This is a genomic window from Aeromonas bivalvium (genome assembly GCF_046078285.1).
Taxonomy (GTDB): Bacteria; Pseudomonadota; Gammaproteobacteria; order Enterobacterales; family Aeromonadaceae; genus Aeromonas; species Aeromonas bivalvium.
The window spans coordinates 55,168-70,796 of record NZ_JBGXBV010000008.1; the positions used below are offsets into that span (position 1 = coordinate 55,168).

Sequence of the window (15,629 nt, forward strand, 5' to 3'; positions counted from 1 at the left end):
AGACCGTCACCCCACGGCTCGGATACGACATCCATGTTGGCTCAGACCCATATCAAGCAACAGCTGGACGCCCTGCGTCATGACCGGACCCTGGGCTTCGTGCGCCTGCGCGTGGCCTGCGAGGTGAACTCCTTCCTCGGCTGGCTCAACGCCCAGCCCCTGTATCCGCGCATCTACTGGCACGCCAGGGGGGAAGAGAGGCCCGAATACGTGGCCCTGGGCCGCATCCACGAGCTGACGGATCCCGCGCACATCGCCCGGGTCTGTGCCAACACCCAGGCCAGCCAGGTGGACAGCCCCCGCTACTTCGGCGGCCTGGCGTTCGATCCCGACCTACCGCCGCAAGGAAATCGCGAGTGGCAAGGCTTCGTCCCCTGCCGCTTCGATGGTCTGGCGCTCGATCCCGACCAGCCGCCGCAAGGGGAGAACCCCTGGCAGGGCTTTGGCCCCTGCCGCTTCGTGTTGCCGCGCATCGAGCTGGTGCGCCGGGGGGAGTGTGTCAGCCTCTGCCTCAACCTCTGGTTCGACGAGCACAACCGGGAGGCCGAACTGGCCGCCGGACACCAGGCCCTGGCGGCCCTGGTGCCTGAGGCGCCCCTGCCTCCCCTCACCCCTCAGCAGTGGCGGCGCCGGGACAACCCGGACAGGTCCGAATGGCAACAACTGGTCACGACGGTCACGGCCCCCGACTTTCAGACCCACACCCCCAAGGTGGTGCTCTCCCGGGAGAGCCGGCTCGAGGGGGCCGACGTCAATCCCTGGAGCCTGCTGGCCCGCTGGGCCGAGCGGGCCGAACAGTGCTTTCGCTTCGGCTTCCAGTTCGAGCCGGATCACGGCTTCATCGCCTGCTCCCCCGAGCGGCTCTACCGCCGCGAAGGGCGCCACCTGTTCAGCGAGGCGCTGGCGGGGACCATACGCCGCAGCGGCGACGAGGCGCTCGATGCCAGGCTCGCCGCCGAACTGCTGAGCGACAGCAAGAACCGGCTGGAGAACCGCCTGGTCCACACGGACATACTGCACCGGCTCGCCCCCCTGGCCCACGACATCACCCTGACCGAACCCAGGATCCTGAAGCTGCGGCTGCTGCAACACCTCAAGTGCGACATCGAAGCCGAGCTCCATCCCGAGGTGTGCGACTGGCAGCTGCTGGCGGCCCTGCACCCCACCCCTGCGGTGGGCGGGGCCCCGCGGGAGTCGGCCCTGGCGTTCATCCGCGCACGGGAGCCCTATGATCGCGGCTGGTACGCCGGTGCCTGCGGCATGCTGAGCCGGGAGACCTCGGAGTGCAGCGTGGCCATCCGCAGCGCCCGCATCGACCCCGGGGCCGTCACCCTGTTCGCCGGTGCCGGCATAGTCGCGGGATCCGAGCCCGCCGCCGAGTGGGCCGAACTCGACAACAAGATAGCCAACGTCCTGTCCCTGCTGGGATAGCACCAAGCCCCACAACGAGAGCCCCTATGCCTGCCAGCCCAGTGTTTGCCAGCCATCACGCCACCTTCAATCACGTCTGGTCCTCTCTCCTGCTGGAAGAGCTCTTCCGCCTCGGGGTACGCGACATCGCCCTGGCCGCCGGCTCCCGCTCCGCGCCGCTCACCATGGCCGCCGCCGCCCACCCTGGCTTTCGCCGCCACCTCCACTTCGACGAGCGGGGCCTGGGCTTCATGGCCCTGGGGCTGGCCAAGGGGAGCGGCCGCCCGGTCGCCCTCATCACCACCTCGGGCACGGCGGTGGCCAATCTCTGGCCCGCAGTGGCCGAAGCCCAGCTCACCGGGGTGCCCCTGATACTGCTGACGGCGGATCGCCCCCCGGAGCTCATCGACAACGGTGCCAACCAGGCCATAGACCAGCAGGGGATCTTCGCCCGCTACCCGGTCCACCAGCAGAACCTGCCGAGCCCCACCCCCGCCATTCCGGCCGCCTTCGTGCTGAGCTCGGTGGATCAGGCCCTGGCCAGACAGGCGCTGACCCCGGGGCCGGTGCACTTCAACTGCATGTACCCCGAGCCCCTCTATCCCGGCGAGGCTTACCTGGACTTCTCCCCCTACCTTGCCCCCCTCGGCGACTGGCTCCACTCGGGCGAGCCCTGGAGCCCCTGGCAGAGCGCGCCCTCTCCCTGCCCGGCCCAGCCGGACTGGTCGGCGTTTCGCGCCAGACGCGGTGTCATCGTCGCGGGACGCATCCAGGATCCCGCCCAGGCTCAGCAGGTGGCCGTGCTGGCCGAGCGCCTCGGCTGGCCCCTGCTGGCGGACCTGCAAAGCCAGATCCGCTTCGATGATCGCAACCTCGTCCACACGGACCTCGCCCTGCAACACAGCGGCTTCATGACCGAGCTGGCCCGGGCCGAGGTGCTGCTGCAGTTCGGCGCCCGCCTCATCTCCAAGCGACTCGGCCACTTCATCAAGCAGCACCCCTGGCAGGATTACTGGCTGGTGGATCCCCAGCCGGCCCGGCTCGACCCGGATTACCGGCTGCGCCGGCGCCTGGTGTGCGACCCCGCCGCCTTTGCTGCCGCCCATCCGGCGGCACACTCGCAGCAGCCCTGGCACAGGCTGGCACAGTGCCAGCAGAGCATCAGCCCGCTGATCCGCGCCGCCTGCGATCGCTTCTCCGAGCTCGGGGTGTGCCATCGCCTGAACCAGCTGGTCAAGGGCCAGCTGTTTGTCGGCAACAGCATGCCGGCCCGGCTGATGGACATGCTCGGCGAAACCGGCAAGGGCCCCAGCCGGCTGATGACCAACCGCGGCGCCTCCGGCATCGACGGCCTCATCGCCACCGCCTACGGCTTCGCCCAGACTAGCCAGGAGCCCACCACCCTGCTGCTGGGGGATCTGAGCGCCCTGCACGATCTCAACAGCCTGGCCCTGCTCACCAAGGCGCAGGCCCCCCTGGTGGTCATCATCCTCAACAACGACGGCGGCAGCATCTTTCGCATGCTGCCCGTGCCCAGAGGGGAGCTGCTGGAGAGCTACTACCGCCTGCCCCACGGCCTGGACTTTGCCCAGGCCGCCGCCATGTTCGGCCTTGGCTATCGGGCACCCGCCACCCTGGCCGAATTTGAACAGAGTTACGCCGCGGCCCTTGAAAAAGGGGTAACCCTGATTGAAATCAAGGTGCCAAGCTGTGAAGTCGCCGACGATCTCAAGGCGCTGGGAGACAGCATTCGTGGCTACTGAGTCGACACTCGAGTCTGCAATGGCCATCAAGGTGCCTGGCAACCATGAAGTCGCCGAGGATCTCAAGGCGCTGGGAGACAGCATTCGTGGCCACTGAGTCGACACTCGAGTCTGCAATGGCCACCAAGGTGCCTGGCAACCATGAAGTCGCCGAGGATCTCAAGGCGCTGGGGGACTGCATTCGTGGCCACTGAGTCGACACTCGAGTCTGCAGTGGCCATCAAGGTGCCTGGCAACCATGAAGTCGCCGAGGATCTCAAGGCGCTGGGAGACAGCATTCGTGGCCACTGACAATGCCCGGCCCCACCTCGTGTTGCTGCACGGCCTGCTGGGGGATGCCGATGACTGGCAGCCGGTCATCCAGGCCCTGCCGGGTGTCCAGTGCCATGCCCTGGATCTGCCGGGCCACGGCCGCAACAAGGGGTTGCGGGTGAACGGCTTTGACGAGGCCCATGACTGGCTCTGCGGCGAGCTGGCCGCGCGGGGGATTGCGCACTACCGGCTGGCGGGCTATTCCCTGGGGGGCCGGCTCGCCCTCCATCACGCCAGCCAGTCTCCCGCCGGCTTGCAGGGGCTCTTGCTGGAGAACTGCCACCCGGGACTGCCGGTGGCCGAGCGCCCGGCCCGTCTCGCCCACGACGAAGCCTGGGCCCGGCGCTTCGAGCAGGGGCCCCTGGCTCAGGTCCTGGCAGACTGGTATCGCCAGCCGGTGTTCGCCGATCTGGGCGACGACGCCCGCGCCCGCCAGATCGCCCGCCGCCTTGGCAACGAGGGCCCGGCCATCGCCGCCATGCTGAGGGCCACCTCCCTGGGGCGGCAGCCGAGCCTGGCCCCCTGGCTCCGGGATACCCGGCTGCCGGTACGCTGGATCTCCGGCAGCCGGGATCACAAATTCCATGGCCTCGCTTGCCAGTTGGTGAAGCAAGGCTGCAATATCAATCACTTGACCCTGGATGGCGGCCATAATCTGCACGCCAGCCAGCCCGAGCAGTTTGCCCGGCTCCTGCGGGAGTGGGCTCACCAACCAGAAGAGAAGACCCATGATTGAAGCAATGACGGAAGCGGAACTGTACGCACCAGTCGAGTGGCAGGATTGCTCCGCCGGCTACGAGGATATCCTCTATCACAAGTCCCTGGATGGCATTGCCAAGATCACCATCAACCGCCCCCAGGTACGCAACGCCTTCCGCCCCCGCACCGTGAAAGAGATGTTGCAGGCCCTGGCCGATGCCCGCTACGACGACCAGGTGGGCACCATCATACTCACAGGGTTTGGCGAGAAGGCCTTCTGCGCCGGCGGCGACCAGAAGATCCGTGGCGACTACGGTGGCTACCAGGACGATGAAGGGACCCATCACCTCAACGTGCTCGACTTCCAGCGCGACATCCGCACCTGCCCCAAACCCGTGGTGGCCATGGTGGCTGGCTATGCGGTCGGCGGCGGCCATGTGCTGCACATGATGTGTGACCTCACCATCGCCGCCGACAACGCCCAGTTCGGCCAGACTGGCCCGAAAGTCGGCTCCTTCGACGGCGGCTGGGGCGCCTCCTACATGGCCCGCATCGTCGGCCAGAAGAAGGCTCGGGAGATCTGGTTCCTGTGCCGCATGTACGACGCGAATCAAGCCCTCGACATGGGACTGGTCAATACCGTCGTGCCCCTGGCGGAGCTGGAGCGGGAAACCGTGCGCTGGTGCCGGGAGATGCTGCAAAACAGCCCCATGGCCCTGCGCTGCCTGAAGGCGGCGCTGAACGCCGACTGCGACGGCCAGGCCGGTCTTCAGGAGCTGGCGGGCAATGCCACCATGCTGTTCTACATGACCGAAGAGGGTCAGGAAGGGCGCAACGCCTTCAACGAGAAGCGTCGCCCCGACTTCTCCAAATACAAGCGGAACCCCTGATGACACTCGCCCTCTACCGCTACCAGCTACCCTTTACCCAGCCCCTGACCTTTCACGGCAAGGTGGAGGTGGCGCGCGAGGGCCTGCTGGTGCGCATCGATGACGGCTGGGGGGAGATAGCCCCCCTGCCCGGCTTCTCCCGCGAGAGTCTGGCCGAGGCGAAGAGCGAGAGCCTGGCCTGCCTGGCGCAGCTGGCCAAGGGACAGACCCCGGCCCCTGCGCTTCCCTCGGTGCAGTTTGGCTTCGATTGCGCGCGCCGGGTCTGGCCCGTGCAGACGGCCCCCCTGCCCGAACCCTATCCCCTCATTCAGGGTGCGCCCCAGGAGCTGCTCAAGCACTGGAAGAACTGGCTGCACCACACCCCGGACAAGGCCAAGCTGAAGGTGGCCCGCTACCCCATGCGCGACGAGCTGGCGCTGATCCGCCTGCTGTGCGATCGCCTGCCCAACCTCAAGCTGGTGCTGGACGCCAACCAGGGCTGGACCCGGGAGGAGGCCTGGACCTTCTGCGGCCACCTGGAGGCGAACCGGATCGAATACCTGGAAGATCTGTGTGCAGACTTCGATGACATTGCCTTCGTGGCCGAGCGCACCGGCATGCCGGTGGCCATCGACGAACTGCTGGCCCAGGGCAAGCCCTGGCAACCCATACCCCAGCTGAAGGCCCTGGTGCTAAAACCCACCCTGCTCGGCTCCCTGGCCCACTGCGAGGCCCTGGTGGCAAGGGCCCGCGCATTACGGCTCAAGGTGATCGTCTCCTCCTGCTTCGAGTCCGGTGTCGGCCTGAACCAGCTGTTCCATCTGGCAGGCGAATGGGCGCCGGATCAGGCACCGGGCCTGGACACCCGCCGCTGGCTGGCGAGCGATCTGCTCGGCGCCGATGGCCAGCCCGACCCCGCCTGCCTGGAGACCCTCTACCTGAGTGACTGACCCAGCCCCCCTCCCCCTGGCCCTGCGTTGCCCGGTGCGTCACTGGGCACAGACGGCGCCCGAGCGCATCGCCCTTCTGGGCGAGCAACCCCTCGACTATGGCAGGCTCGATACCCGGCTCAACGCCCTGTGCAAGCAGCTCGATCTGGCGGGTTTGCAGGCCGGCGACCGGCTGGCCGCCGTGGTGCGCGGCGCCCTGGAGGATGTGCTGCTGGCCTGGGCCTGCGTGCGCAGCGGCCTGGTCTTCTGCCCCCTCAATCCCGCCTTCCCCCTCCCCAGACAGGCCGAACTGGCGCGGCAACTCGCCGTGGCCGCCTTCTGGTCGGCGGGGGCGATCCCGGCGGGCGACTGGCAAGCCCTCAGCCTCGACTTCACGGGTGAGCTGGCCGCCGAAGGGGAGTGCCCGCTGGCACCAGACCAGCCGAACAACATGATCCTCACCTCGGGCTCCAGCGGCGCCCCCAAAGCCGTGGTGCATCGCCTCGCCAACCACTTCGCCTCGGCTCGGGGCTCGGCCAGCCGCATTCCTCTGGCCCCCGGGGATGGCTGGCTGCTCTCCCTGCCGCTGTTTCACGTCGGCGGCTACGCCATCCTGTTCCGGGTCTTTCTGGCGGGGGCCGCCCTGGTGCTGGACGATCGCAGCCAGCCCCTCAAGACGCGGCTCGAATGCCAGTCCATCACCCACCTCTCCCTGGTACCGACCCAGCTCTGGCGCCTGCTGGCGCAAGGGTTCGATCCCGGTCGCACCCGGGTGCGGGAGCTGCTGCTCGGCGGCGCCGCCATCCCCGGCCCCCTGGTCAACCGGCTGGCCGCCATGGGGCTGGTGCCCAAGGTGAGCTACGGCCTCTCCGAGATGGGCAGCCAGGTCTGCACCGGTCAGCCTGCCGGTGCCGGTGTGGTGGGCAGGCCCCTGCCCGGACGGGAGGTGTGCATCCGCCAGGGGGAGATCTGCGTGCGTGGCGATACCCTGTTTGCCGGCTATTTCCAGGCCGGGGATCTGGTGCTGCCGCTGGATGAAGAGGGCTGGTTCCACACCCGGGACAAGGGTCATCTCACCCCGGACGGCGAGCTGGTGGTGGAGGGGCGGCTCGACAACCTCTTCATCTCGGGAGGGGAGAACATCCAGCCCGAGACCATAGAGCAGCGGCTGGTGGACCACGGCGCCGTGGCCCAGGCCCTGGTGGTGCCGGTGCCGAGCGAAGAGTGGGGACAGAGGCCCGCCGCCTTCATCGACTGGCACGGCGAGCCCGTGCCCCATGCCGAGCTGGCAAGCTGGATCAGAGCCGCCCTGCCCGGCTTTATGGTGCCGGATCGCTGGCTGCCCTGGCCGGATCTCGGCGGCAACCTTAAGCCCTCCCGCACCCTGCTGGCCCAGAGCCTGCGGCAAGCGGAGTGATGCCCCCCATATGGGGCTGAGTCCTTGCTATCAATACAGCCCCTTTTGGGGCTGCTTTTCATTGTTGCCTCCCGAATACAGGATTTGAAGGCGCCACCCGACACCTTGATATTCTTTTGGAACCCAATACCCTGCCTGGTCCCCCCACGCCCACTTTCCACCAAAGGGATCATGATGAATCACCTCTCCATCCGGCTGCTGCTCCTGGCGGCCCTAGGCCTGCTCGCCACCCCGGCCCTGGCCAACTACTCCCCCGACTGGCAAGCGTACCAACTCAAGGGGGAATCCAGCCGTCAGCTGGGGGACAACCTCACCGAAGTGACCTATGAGCTGGGCGCCCGCAGCAGCGACGCCCCCTATCAGCAACTGAGGGTGTATCGCCGCTTCGACTGGCGCGACGCCAATCTGGCGGCCCTGGCCGAGCAGCAGTGCGGCGATCCCCGGCTCAGGGTCGAGCAGGGCTGGCAGATCCGCTACCTCAGCTGTGAGGAGGTGGTGCCCGCCGGCAAGGTCGTCCCGGCCAGCAGTTATGACTTTGGCTACGGCATGAAGCAGGGCCGCTGGGAGCCGCTGGCGGGCACCCCGACCGCGCCGCGTCAGGACAGCCTGCCGCTCCACGAGCGCATCGTCCTGGGTCACAGCGAGCAGGAGCTGGATCGCTGCGAGCTCAACGGCGAGGGGCGCTGCGCCGAGCAGGCATGGCAATATCGGCCCCAAGACTGGCAGCAGCTGAAGGTGCTGGAGGAGACCCCCAACGAGCGGGATGGCCGCCTCGATCAGATCTTCTTCCGCCTGCAACCGGTCGCGGGCAGCCAGGCCGCCCGTCAGGTGAGCGAGCTGCACGTCTGGCGCCAATACAGCTGGCAGCTGGATGAAACCAGGGCACAGCAGGAGTGCGATGAACCCCAGACCCGCCAGGAAGGGGACAAGACCATCAGCTACCGGGTGTGCCGCCAGACCCTGCCCGCCGGCAGCGAGGTGCAGGTGGTGCTCAAAGACACCGGCTATCAATACCCGGTGGGGGGCAGCGAATGGCAGGCCCTGCCGGAGACAACCGAGTGGCAGGAGAGCCGGGTGCTCAATCGCCCCCTGGTGCTGGCCAGCAAGGAGGAGCGGCTCGACTGCCGCCGTGCCGACGGCCGCCCCTGCTCCGAGCCGGATCTGCCCGATACCGATCTGCTGGACGCCGACGCCGCCAGGATAGTGCAGGACGCCAGCGGCCAGCCCGCCCCGGTCTGGCAGGAGAACTATGGTCATGACGATGCCAAGCTGCTGGCGGTGTCCCGCGGCATCCAGCGCCTGCTGGCGGCCAATCAGCCGGCCCATCCGGCCATGAAGCTGCTGCTGGAATACGTGCGTGCCCACAACTACCACAACTACGGCAAGCACAAGGAGGACGGCCCGGCCGCCGCCGAGGCGCTGGCCGAGGCGCTGACCGCGCTGGGTGCCCATCCGCTGCTCTTCCCGGAGCAACCCACCGATGAGGTGGGCTCCGTGATCGGTGCCTGGAGCATCGCCCTGCACGGCCAGTTCAAGAGCCCGGCAGTGCAGAGCCGCTTTGGCACCCTGCTCGGCCAGTTCAACCAGATGCTAGCCTACGCCACCCGCCATGCCAGCGAGATCAACGGCCAGCACGCCTGGGCCACCGGCCTGTTCGATCTGCTCAACTTCCTCGACTTCGCCAGCGACCATAGCGACGCTTTCGCCAACGACTTCCGCCAGCAGGATGGCGAACTGCGCAAGCAGCTGCACGCCCTCGCCATGAGCGAGCTCGCGTTGTGGCAAGGAAGGGATGGCAAGGATCTGTTCCTGCTCAACAACGTGCTGGATGCCTACACTCGCCTCTACCGGGTCGCCCGCTATACCCGCCCGGACGAGCTCGACGGCTACCGCAGGCTGCTGGATGGCTCAGTCATCGAGCTTATCCGTCATCACGGCCTGATCCCCGGCGGCCAGCAGAGCCAGGATCTGCTGGCAGACATGTCCCTGACCCTCTCCACCTACTACCTGACCTACACGGATCGCACCGGCGAAGCCTGCATCAGCGGTGACTTCGCCGGGCTCTGCACCCCTGTCCGGGTGGAGGAGGTGCTGCCGTTCGAGCGCACCTGCTCGCCGACCCTGCGCCTGCGGGCCCAGGATCTGACCATGGAACAGGCCGAGGGGATCTGCCGCGAGCTGGGGGCCGAAGAGCAGCAGTTCCACCAGCAGATGGAAACCGGCTGGCAGCCGGTGGCGGACGATCACAACGAGGCGCTGGAGCTGGTGATCTTCGACTCCTCCGCCGACTGGAAACGCTACGGCAGCGCCCTGTTTGGCGGCGTTTCCACCGACAACGGCGGTATCTACATCGAAGGGGATCCGGCTCGCCCCGGCAACCAGGCCCGCTTCTTCGCCTACGAGGCAGAGTGGAAGCGCCCTGCGTTCCAGGTGTGGAACCTGCGCCACGAGTACGTCCACTACCTGGACGGCCGCTTCAACCAGTACGGCAGCTTCGGCCACTACCCGCTCAACCGCACCACCTGGTGGTCGGAAGGGCTGGCGGAGTTCGTCGCCCACGGCCAGTGCTTCGCCCGCGGTCTGGACAACGTCGCCGGTCGCCCGGCGGCCGAACGACCTGCCCTGGCCGACATACTGCACCTGGATTACGACAAGGGGGGCGAGATGGTCTACTCCTGGTCCTACACTGTGCACCGCTTCCTGAACGAAACCGGTCGCGGCGCCAGCTGGCTGGCCATGGCCCGGGCCCTGCGAGGCCCGGACCGGCAGCAGGCGATGAGCGACTTCGAGGCCGAGCTGGATACGCTGATCGCCAATGACAGCGAGGCCTACCAGCAGTGGCTCGGCCGCGAGCTGCTGCCCTGGTGGGAGGCCAACAAGGAGTCCGACGAGTGCAAGGCCAACGACTCTTCCCACTGAGACGCTGGTATCCACACCCGAGGGCGGCCATGGCCGCCCTCTCTTATGGCGCCGTTTGAGAGGGCAGGAGGGCCGGCCACGCCCTGCGACAACCTGTGCCCGAGTGACACCATGGAGGCGCATCAAACCTGACGCGCCAGGGGAAGTTGTAATAGAATACCCCCCTGTCATTTTCTTACTTCAGACCCGCACCGCACCGCCCATGACCAAGCTTCGCAAGACACTGCTCATCTGCCTCTGCCTGTTGCTGGGCGGCGCCGCCCTGTTGCTGGCCTATGGAGAGTGGGTCGTCTCCGAGAGCCGTCACTACACCTATGACGATGTCGATGCCGTGCCCTACAACCGGGTCGCCCTGGTGCTTGGTACCTCCAAATACCTGATCGGCGGCGGCACCAACTACTACTTCCAGACCCGGATCCGGGCAGCCACCGAGCTCTACAACAACGGCAAGGTGGACTACATACTGGTCTCCGGCGACAACGCCACCCTGCAATACAACGAACCGCGCCAGATGCGCCGCGCCCTGATCAAGGCGGGCATCCCGGCCAGGGCCATCTACAGCGACTACGCCGGTTTTCGCACCCTGGACTCCATAGTGCGGGCCAGGGAGGTGTTCGGCCAGGCACGCTTCACCGTGGTCTCCCAGGCGTTTCACAACGAGCGCGCCATCTTCATCGCCCGCCATTTCGGCATAGAGGCGGTCGGCTTCAACGCCCAGGACCCCAGCGCCTATCAGGGCATACGCACCCGGGTGCGGGAGGTGTTCGCCCGCCTGATGGGGGTGCTCGATCTCTATATCCTCGACAAGGGCCCCAAGTTTCTCGGCCAGCCGGTCAACATAGGCGAGCCCATTCCCTGCCAGCCCCTGAGCACCCTGGGACTGAGCCAGCCCTGCCTGCCTCTGCCCACCGAACCCCTGGCCAGTGGCGAGCAGGTGCTGATCCAGCCCTCGGCGGCGCAGGCGACCCAGGCTGAGTGACACGGGCGCCCCCTGACATGAAAAGACCCGCCGAGGCGGGTCTTTTGCTGTGCGGGCCTCAGGCGGCCAGGGCCAGGCGGTAGTTGTCCGCCACCCGTTCCCAGTCGATCACCTGGTAGAAGGCGGCGATATAGTCGGGGCGCTTGTTCTGGTACTTGAGGTAGTAGGCGTGCTCCCACACGTCCAGTCCCATGATGGGCACCAGCCCCTGCATCAGGGGGCTGTCCTGGTTGGCGCTGCTCTCCACCTGCAACTTGCCAGACGGGGTCACCACCAGCCAGGCCCAGCCGCTGCCAAAACGGGTCAGGGCCGCCTGGGTGAACAGCTGGGTGAAGGCCTCGACGCCCCCCAGATCCCGCTCCATGGCCGCCAACAGTTCCCCCTGGGGCTGACCGCCCCCCTGCGGGCTCATCACCTGCCAGAACAGGGAGTGGTTGGCGTGGCCGCCGCCGTGGTTGCGCACCGCCCCCTGCAGGCTGGCGGGCAGACTCTCTATCTGGCCAAGCAGCTGCTCCAGAGGCGTGTCGGCCCACTCGGGGGCGGTCGCCAGGGCGGCGTTGAGGCCGTTGACATAGGTCTGATGGTGGCGGCTGTGGTGGATCTCCATGGTGAGGGCATCCAGATGGGGTTCGAGTGCATCGTAGCCATAGGGCAGGGCGGGCAGGACATGATTCATAGGCAACTCCTTGCGATGTATGGATATTCAATGAAGGGTGTGAGCGGCACGCTCCTGACAGGCGCACTGTCCGAGACAGGCCTGGATGGCGGCATTCGGCCCCCGCTTGCGCAGGAAGGCGAGCAACTCCATCTGGGTGTGACGACTGTGGTTGCGGGCGGCCGCCCTGAGCTCGCTGCGACAGTGAGGAGAGCCGGAGAGGTGCAGCAGTTGCTGATGGGCCTGGCAGAGCAAGGTGCAGGCATCGTCCGTCTCCCCCATGGCCAGCAACAGGTCGGCCAGGTTGTGGCTGGCGACCACCAGGGCGGCGACCACTTCGTCCGCATCCTGCCAGTCGAGCAGCTGCTGCTCGGCCAGCAACAGGGCCTGGCGATAACCTGGCAGGGCAGCCAGATGGTTCCCCTCGGCGAAGTGGTGATTCGCCAGCCGGGTATGGTGCCGCCATTGCGCCATGGGATCCTGTCTTGCCATCGTCTCGCCCGCCCCAACATTGAATGATAGTGATTATCATTTCATACTAATTCGCCCCAGACAAGCGGACCCGGGCAACCCCATATGGGGGAGCGGCGAGCGCGCCTCGTCGTTTAGTGATCCCAGACACAACCCGGCTCCCCTTCGCCAGCCATGCTGTGCAGGCTGGCATGATGCCGGCCGTGACCCATGACCCTATCAACAAGGATGCTGATATGAAGAGATGGTGGTTGCTGCTGCTCTGCACCCTGCCCCTGCTGGGCCAGGCGAGCGGCTATACCCAGACCCGCTACCCCATAGTGCTGGTCCATGGCCTGTTTGGCTTCGACAGATTGCTGGGGGTGGATTACTTCTACGGGATCCCCCAGGCCCTGAGCCGGGATGGCGCCCGCGTCTATGTGGCCCAGGTTTCCGCCACCCAGAGCTCGGAGCTGCGCGGCGAGCAGCTGCTGGCCCAGGTGCAGCAGGTGCTGGCGGTGACAGGAGCCGACAAGGTGAACCTCATCGGCCACTCCCACGGCGGCCCCACCATTCGCTACGTGGCCTCGGTCGCCCCCGACATGGTGGCCTCGGCCACCAGTGTCGGCGGCGTTCACTTCGGCTCTGAGATAGCGGACAGGGTACGGATGCGGGTCACCCCGGGCTCGGCCGAGGAGGCCCTCGCGGCGGCGGCCGCCTCGGCCCTGTCCGGGGTCATCTCCCTGCTCTCGGGGGGCGGTGACCTGCCCCAGGATCCCATCGCCGCCCTGGACGCCCTCACCAGCGCGGGGGCCGTCAACTTCAACGCCGCCTACCCGGAAGGGCTGCCGAGCCGCCATTGCGGCGAGGGGCCCCTCCAGGCCGAGAACGGCGTCTACTACTTCTCCTGGAGCGGGCGCGGCAACCTGACCAACATCCTGGATCCTGTGGATCCTGCCCTGGTGCTCACGGGGACCTTCTTCGGCGAGGCCAATGACGGCCTGGTGGGGGTGTGCAGCAGCCACCTCGGCAAGGTGCTCGGCACCCACTACCGCATGAACCATCTGGACGAAGTGAACCAGTCCTTCGGCATCCATCACCTGTTCGAGACGGATCCGGTCAGCCTCTACCGCCAGCACGCGAACCGCCTCAAGGAGATGGGGCTGTGAGGGGCCTGGCCCTGACGGCCCTGGGCCTGCTGTTCGCCCTGCTCGGTCACACCCTGTACCAACAGGATCACGACCCGGCCGACGCCCAACCCGAAGGCGCCACCCTGCGCCAGCAGCTGGTGGAGCGCCTCGCCAGCGGCCAGCCCATCAAGGATCCCCTGCTGGCGCGCTACCGGGACTTCCTCGAGCAGGAGGCCAGGCTGCCCCTGCCCCGGGCGCCGGATCTCGCCAGCCTGACCCGGCTGTTCGAGGCCCGCGACCAGCTGCGTCGCCTCACCTTCACCCCGGAGGAGCAGGCCAGGCTGTTTGCCGAGGAGCGGCTGATGGAGCAGTGGACCCTGAGGCGCAAGGCCCTGGCCGAGGCGCCCCCCGCCGAGCAGGCCCAGCTTGGCGAGGCGCTGGCACTCTGGCTCGCCGAGCAGCCGGACTGGTTCCAGGAGGCGGAGAGCAACGGTCGCCTGATAGGAGATCTGCAACGGATCGACGCCCTGCCCCCGGAAGCGCGGCGGCTCGCCCTGCTGGAGCGGGTCGGGCCGGAGGCCCAGGGGCGTCTGCAGCAGCTGGCTCAGGACCAGCAGGCGTTCGAGCAGCGGCTAGCCGGTTACCTGACGGCCCTCGCCGCCCAGGGGGATCCTGCCCCCGAGGCGGATCGGCAACTGCTGGCGACCTGGTTTCCCGAGAGCCAGTGGCGCCGGGTGGCGGCCCTGACCCGGCTGCGCCAGGGGCAATCAGAGCCGCAATAGCCCCCAGGCCCGGCCGCCGACGCCGGGTCATGGCGCCTCCCTAGTGGCACCGGATCAGACGCCGCCCCATGCAGCCAGGGCCGCAACAAGCACGGGGCCCTGAGGCCCCGTGTGTGTCGATGATGTCTTCCCTCTCAGCGCGGCTTGTTGGCCCCCGGCAAGGGTTGCCAGGTGAGGCGAGTGACCCGGGTGCCCTGCACCTCGCACCTGAGGCTCAGATCCTGCCACCCCGCCTCCCGGCGCAGGGAGACCTCCCCCTTCATGCCCTCAGCGCCCGTCTTGAGCCTGTCCTGATCGAAGGTCACCTTGTCGCCGCCGGTCAGGGCCATCAGCTTGTCGTTGCAGAGCCAGTGGGCAAGCTCGGCCCCCTTCAGCTTGACGCCGCCCCGCTCGGCTTTCTGCTCCGCCGGGCTGGGGGCGAACAAGGCACTCAGCTCGGCGGCGCGCCGGGTGAGCCAGGTCTCCCGCTGCGCCATGCTCATCTTGCTGACGAACTCCGCCGGCTGGCCCTGCTCGTCGAGCCACTGGGTCAGCTTGCCACTGTCGTCAAAGGCGAACTGGGCGGCGGGCTCCTTGACCCCGAACAGCTTGCCCCCCTTGAAGTAGTAACGGCTCTCGCCGACCAGCCTGCCCCCCTCGTCGCGGATGGGCACGGCTATGATGACGGGCACGCCGTCGACCCAGGCCTGGATATCCACCCCGTCATGGCTCATCAGCCGGGTGTCGAGGCCATATTCGGCCCCCTTCTCCATCAGGGTGAATTGCTGTGCCAGGGGAGTGGCCAGAGCAGAGAGAGAGCAGAGCCCCAGGGCTCCGGCGAGAAGGATCTTGCGCATACGTATCCTGTGATTGGCCCTCGGGCCTTGAATTAACGCTCGAGCAACCAGGCCCGCAATCCATCCCGCTGCCCTTCGTCAAGGGGAACGGACTGACGGGTCTGATAATCGAAATGGATCAGGGTGGTCTCTCCGGTCACCGCCAGCTCGCCCCCCTGCCAGGCCTCCTGCCAGAGGGTGAAGGAGCTGGTGCCGATGCGGCTCACCCAGGTCCTGATGGTGACCGGCTGACCATAGAAGAGTTCCCGTTTGAACTGCACTGCGTAGCCCGCGATGATCAGGTGCCAGTCCCCCACGTCGAGATCAGGGGAGAAGAGACGAAACAGGGGATCCCGGGCCGACTCGAACCAGACCGCCGGCACGGTGTTGTTGATGTGCCCCAGGGCATCCGTCTCCTGAAAGCGGGGGTGGATCTGCATCTCCAGCATGGCTGACTCCTTGTCGGTGGGTGAGGGGCCCGTGACCCTCTTCAGAGGATC

13 protein-coding genes and 1 pseudogene are annotated in these 15,629 nt (G+C 67.3%); 10 read left to right on the top strand and 4 right to left on the bottom strand.

What is annotated here, in order from left to right; translation table 11 throughout:
* Positions 1-33 precede the first annotated feature (33 nt).
* From ACEUCR_RS16315 to ACEUCR_RS16350, 8 genes and pseudogenes are all read left to right on the top strand, one after another.
* Positions 34-1,431 (top strand): isochorismate synthase, encoded by a 1,398-nt coding sequence (locus ACEUCR_RS16315; protein WP_408791456.1) that lies wholly within the window; start codon positions 34-36, stop codon positions 1,429-1,431.
* Between the two features lie 26 nt (positions 1,432-1,457).
* Positions 1,458-3,173 carry a 2-succinyl-5-enolpyruvyl-6-hydroxy-3-cyclohexene-1-carboxylic-acid synthase gene (gene menD, locus ACEUCR_RS16320; protein WP_408791458.1) on the top strand — a complete coding sequence of 572 codons (1,716 nt, stop codon included), beginning with the start codon at positions 1,458-1,460 and terminating at the stop codon, positions 3,171-3,173.
* 280 nt (positions 3,174-3,453) lie between these two features.
* Positions 3,454-4,221, top strand: coding sequence for a 2-succinyl-6-hydroxy-2,4-cyclohexadiene-1-carboxylate synthase (gene menH, locus ACEUCR_RS16325; RefSeq protein WP_408791460.1), 768 nt, complete (start codon positions 3,454-3,456; stop codon positions 4,219-4,221).
* Positions 4,214-5,074, top strand: coding sequence for a 1,4-dihydroxy-2-naphthoyl-CoA synthase (gene menB, locus ACEUCR_RS16330; RefSeq protein WP_041997302.1), 861 nt, complete (start codon positions 4,214-4,216; stop codon positions 5,072-5,074). The genes menH and menB overlap by 8 nt, the downstream gene beginning before the upstream one ends.
* Positions 5,074-6,003 (top strand): o-succinylbenzoate synthase, encoded by a 930-nt coding sequence (gene menC, locus ACEUCR_RS16335; protein ID WP_408791462.1) that lies wholly within the window; start codon positions 5,074-5,076, stop codon positions 6,001-6,003. Before menB ends, menC begins: the two co-directional genes overlap by 1 nt.
* A complete protein-coding gene (locus ACEUCR_RS16340) occupies positions 5,996-7,399 on the top strand; it encodes an AMP-binding protein (RefSeq protein ID WP_408747857.1) in 1,404 nt (467 codons plus the stop codon). Before menC ends, ACEUCR_RS16340 begins: the two co-directional genes overlap by 8 nt.
* A 174-nt stretch (positions 7,400-7,573) precedes the next feature.
* Positions 7,574-10,318, top strand: a complete 2,745-nt coding sequence (locus ACEUCR_RS16345; RefSeq protein ID WP_408791521.1) for a collagenase — start codon at positions 7,574-7,576, stop codon at positions 10,316-10,318.
* 202 nt (positions 10,319-10,520) lie between these two features.
* Positions 10,521-11,291: pseudogene (locus ACEUCR_RS16350) on the top strand (SanA/YdcF family protein); the annotation flags it as partial.
* A 64-nt stretch (positions 11,292-11,355) separates the two neighbouring features.
* On the opposite strand, the gene ACEUCR_RS16355 reads toward ACEUCR_RS16350, so the two are convergent.
* On the bottom strand, positions 11,356-11,973 hold the full coding sequence (locus ACEUCR_RS16355) for a superoxide dismutase (protein ID WP_408791463.1): 618 nt from the start codon (positions 11,971-11,973) through the stop codon (positions 11,356-11,358).
* A gap of 27 nt (positions 11,974-12,000) precedes the next feature.
* Positions 12,001-12,444 carry a DUF2753 family protein gene (locus ACEUCR_RS16360; protein ID WP_254052536.1) on the bottom strand — a complete coding sequence of 148 codons (444 nt, stop codon included), beginning with the start codon at positions 12,442-12,444 and terminating at the stop codon, positions 12,001-12,003.
* Between the two features lie 215 nt (positions 12,445-12,659).
* On the opposite strand from ACEUCR_RS16360, the gene ACEUCR_RS16365 reads away from it, so the two are divergent.
* Both ACEUCR_RS16365 and ACEUCR_RS16370 read left to right on the top strand, forming a co-directional pair.
* The gene (locus tag ACEUCR_RS16365) at positions 12,660-13,571 is read left to right on the top strand and encodes an esterase/lipase family protein (protein WP_042000730.1); all 912 of its coding nucleotides are present in this window, start codon (positions 12,660-12,662) and stop codon (positions 13,569-13,571) included.
* The gene (locus tag ACEUCR_RS16370) at positions 13,568-14,314 is read left to right on the top strand and encodes a lipase secretion chaperone (protein WP_408791465.1); all 747 of its coding nucleotides are present in this window, start codon (positions 13,568-13,570) and stop codon (positions 14,312-14,314) included. The genes ACEUCR_RS16365 and ACEUCR_RS16370 overlap by 4 nt, the downstream gene beginning before the upstream one ends.
* Positions 14,315-14,448: 134 nt before the next feature.
* Here ACEUCR_RS16370 and ACEUCR_RS16375 read toward each other — a convergent pair whose 3' ends face one another.
* Together ACEUCR_RS16375 and ACEUCR_RS16380 are read right to left on the bottom strand one after the other, a co-directional pair.
* The gene (locus ACEUCR_RS16375) at positions 14,449-15,150 is read right to left on the bottom strand and encodes a hypothetical protein (protein WP_408791466.1); all 702 of its coding nucleotides are present in this window, start codon (positions 15,148-15,150) and stop codon (positions 14,449-14,451) included.
* Positions 15,151-15,182: 32 nt separating this feature from the next.
* Positions 15,183-15,578 carry an acyl-CoA thioesterase gene (locus ACEUCR_RS16380; protein ID WP_042000724.1) on the bottom strand — a complete coding sequence of 132 codons (396 nt, stop codon included), beginning with the start codon at positions 15,576-15,578 and terminating at the stop codon, positions 15,183-15,185.
* Positions 15,579-15,629 lie beyond the last annotated feature (51 nt).

Coding starts and splice junctions, on each gene's coding strand:
- menD (WP_408791458.1), top strand. CDS start 1,458: ATGCCTGCCAGCCCAGTGTTTGCCAGCCATCACGCCACCTTCAATCAC.
- ACEUCR_RS16375 (WP_408791466.1), bottom strand. CDS start 15,150: ATGCGCAAGATCCTTCTCGCCGGAGCCCTGGGGCTCTGCTCTCTCTCT.
- ACEUCR_RS16315 (WP_408791456.1), top strand. CDS start 34: ATGTTGGCTCAGACCCATATCAAGCAACAGCTGGACGCCCTGCGTCAT.
- ACEUCR_RS16360 (WP_254052536.1), bottom strand. CDS start 12,444: ATGGCAAGACAGGATCCCATGGCGCAATGGCGGCACCATACCCGGCTG.
- ACEUCR_RS16365 (WP_042000730.1), top strand. CDS start 12,660: ATGAAGAGATGGTGGTTGCTGCTGCTCTGCACCCTGCCCCTGCTGGGC.
- ACEUCR_RS16380 (WP_042000724.1), bottom strand. CDS start 15,578: ATGCTGGAGATGCAGATCCACCCCCGCTTTCAGGAGACGGATGCCCTG.
- menB (WP_041997302.1), top strand. CDS start 4,214: ATGATTGAAGCAATGACGGAAGCGGAACTGTACGCACCAGTCGAGTGG.
- menC (WP_408791462.1), top strand. CDS start 5,074: ATGACACTCGCCCTCTACCGCTACCAGCTACCCTTTACCCAGCCCCTG.
- ACEUCR_RS16355 (WP_408791463.1), bottom strand. CDS start 11,973: ATGAATCATGTCCTGCCCGCCCTGCCCTATGGCTACGATGCACTCGAA.
- ACEUCR_RS16345 (WP_408791521.1), top strand. CDS start 7,574: ATGAATCACCTCTCCATCCGGCTGCTGCTCCTGGCGGCCCTAGGCCTG.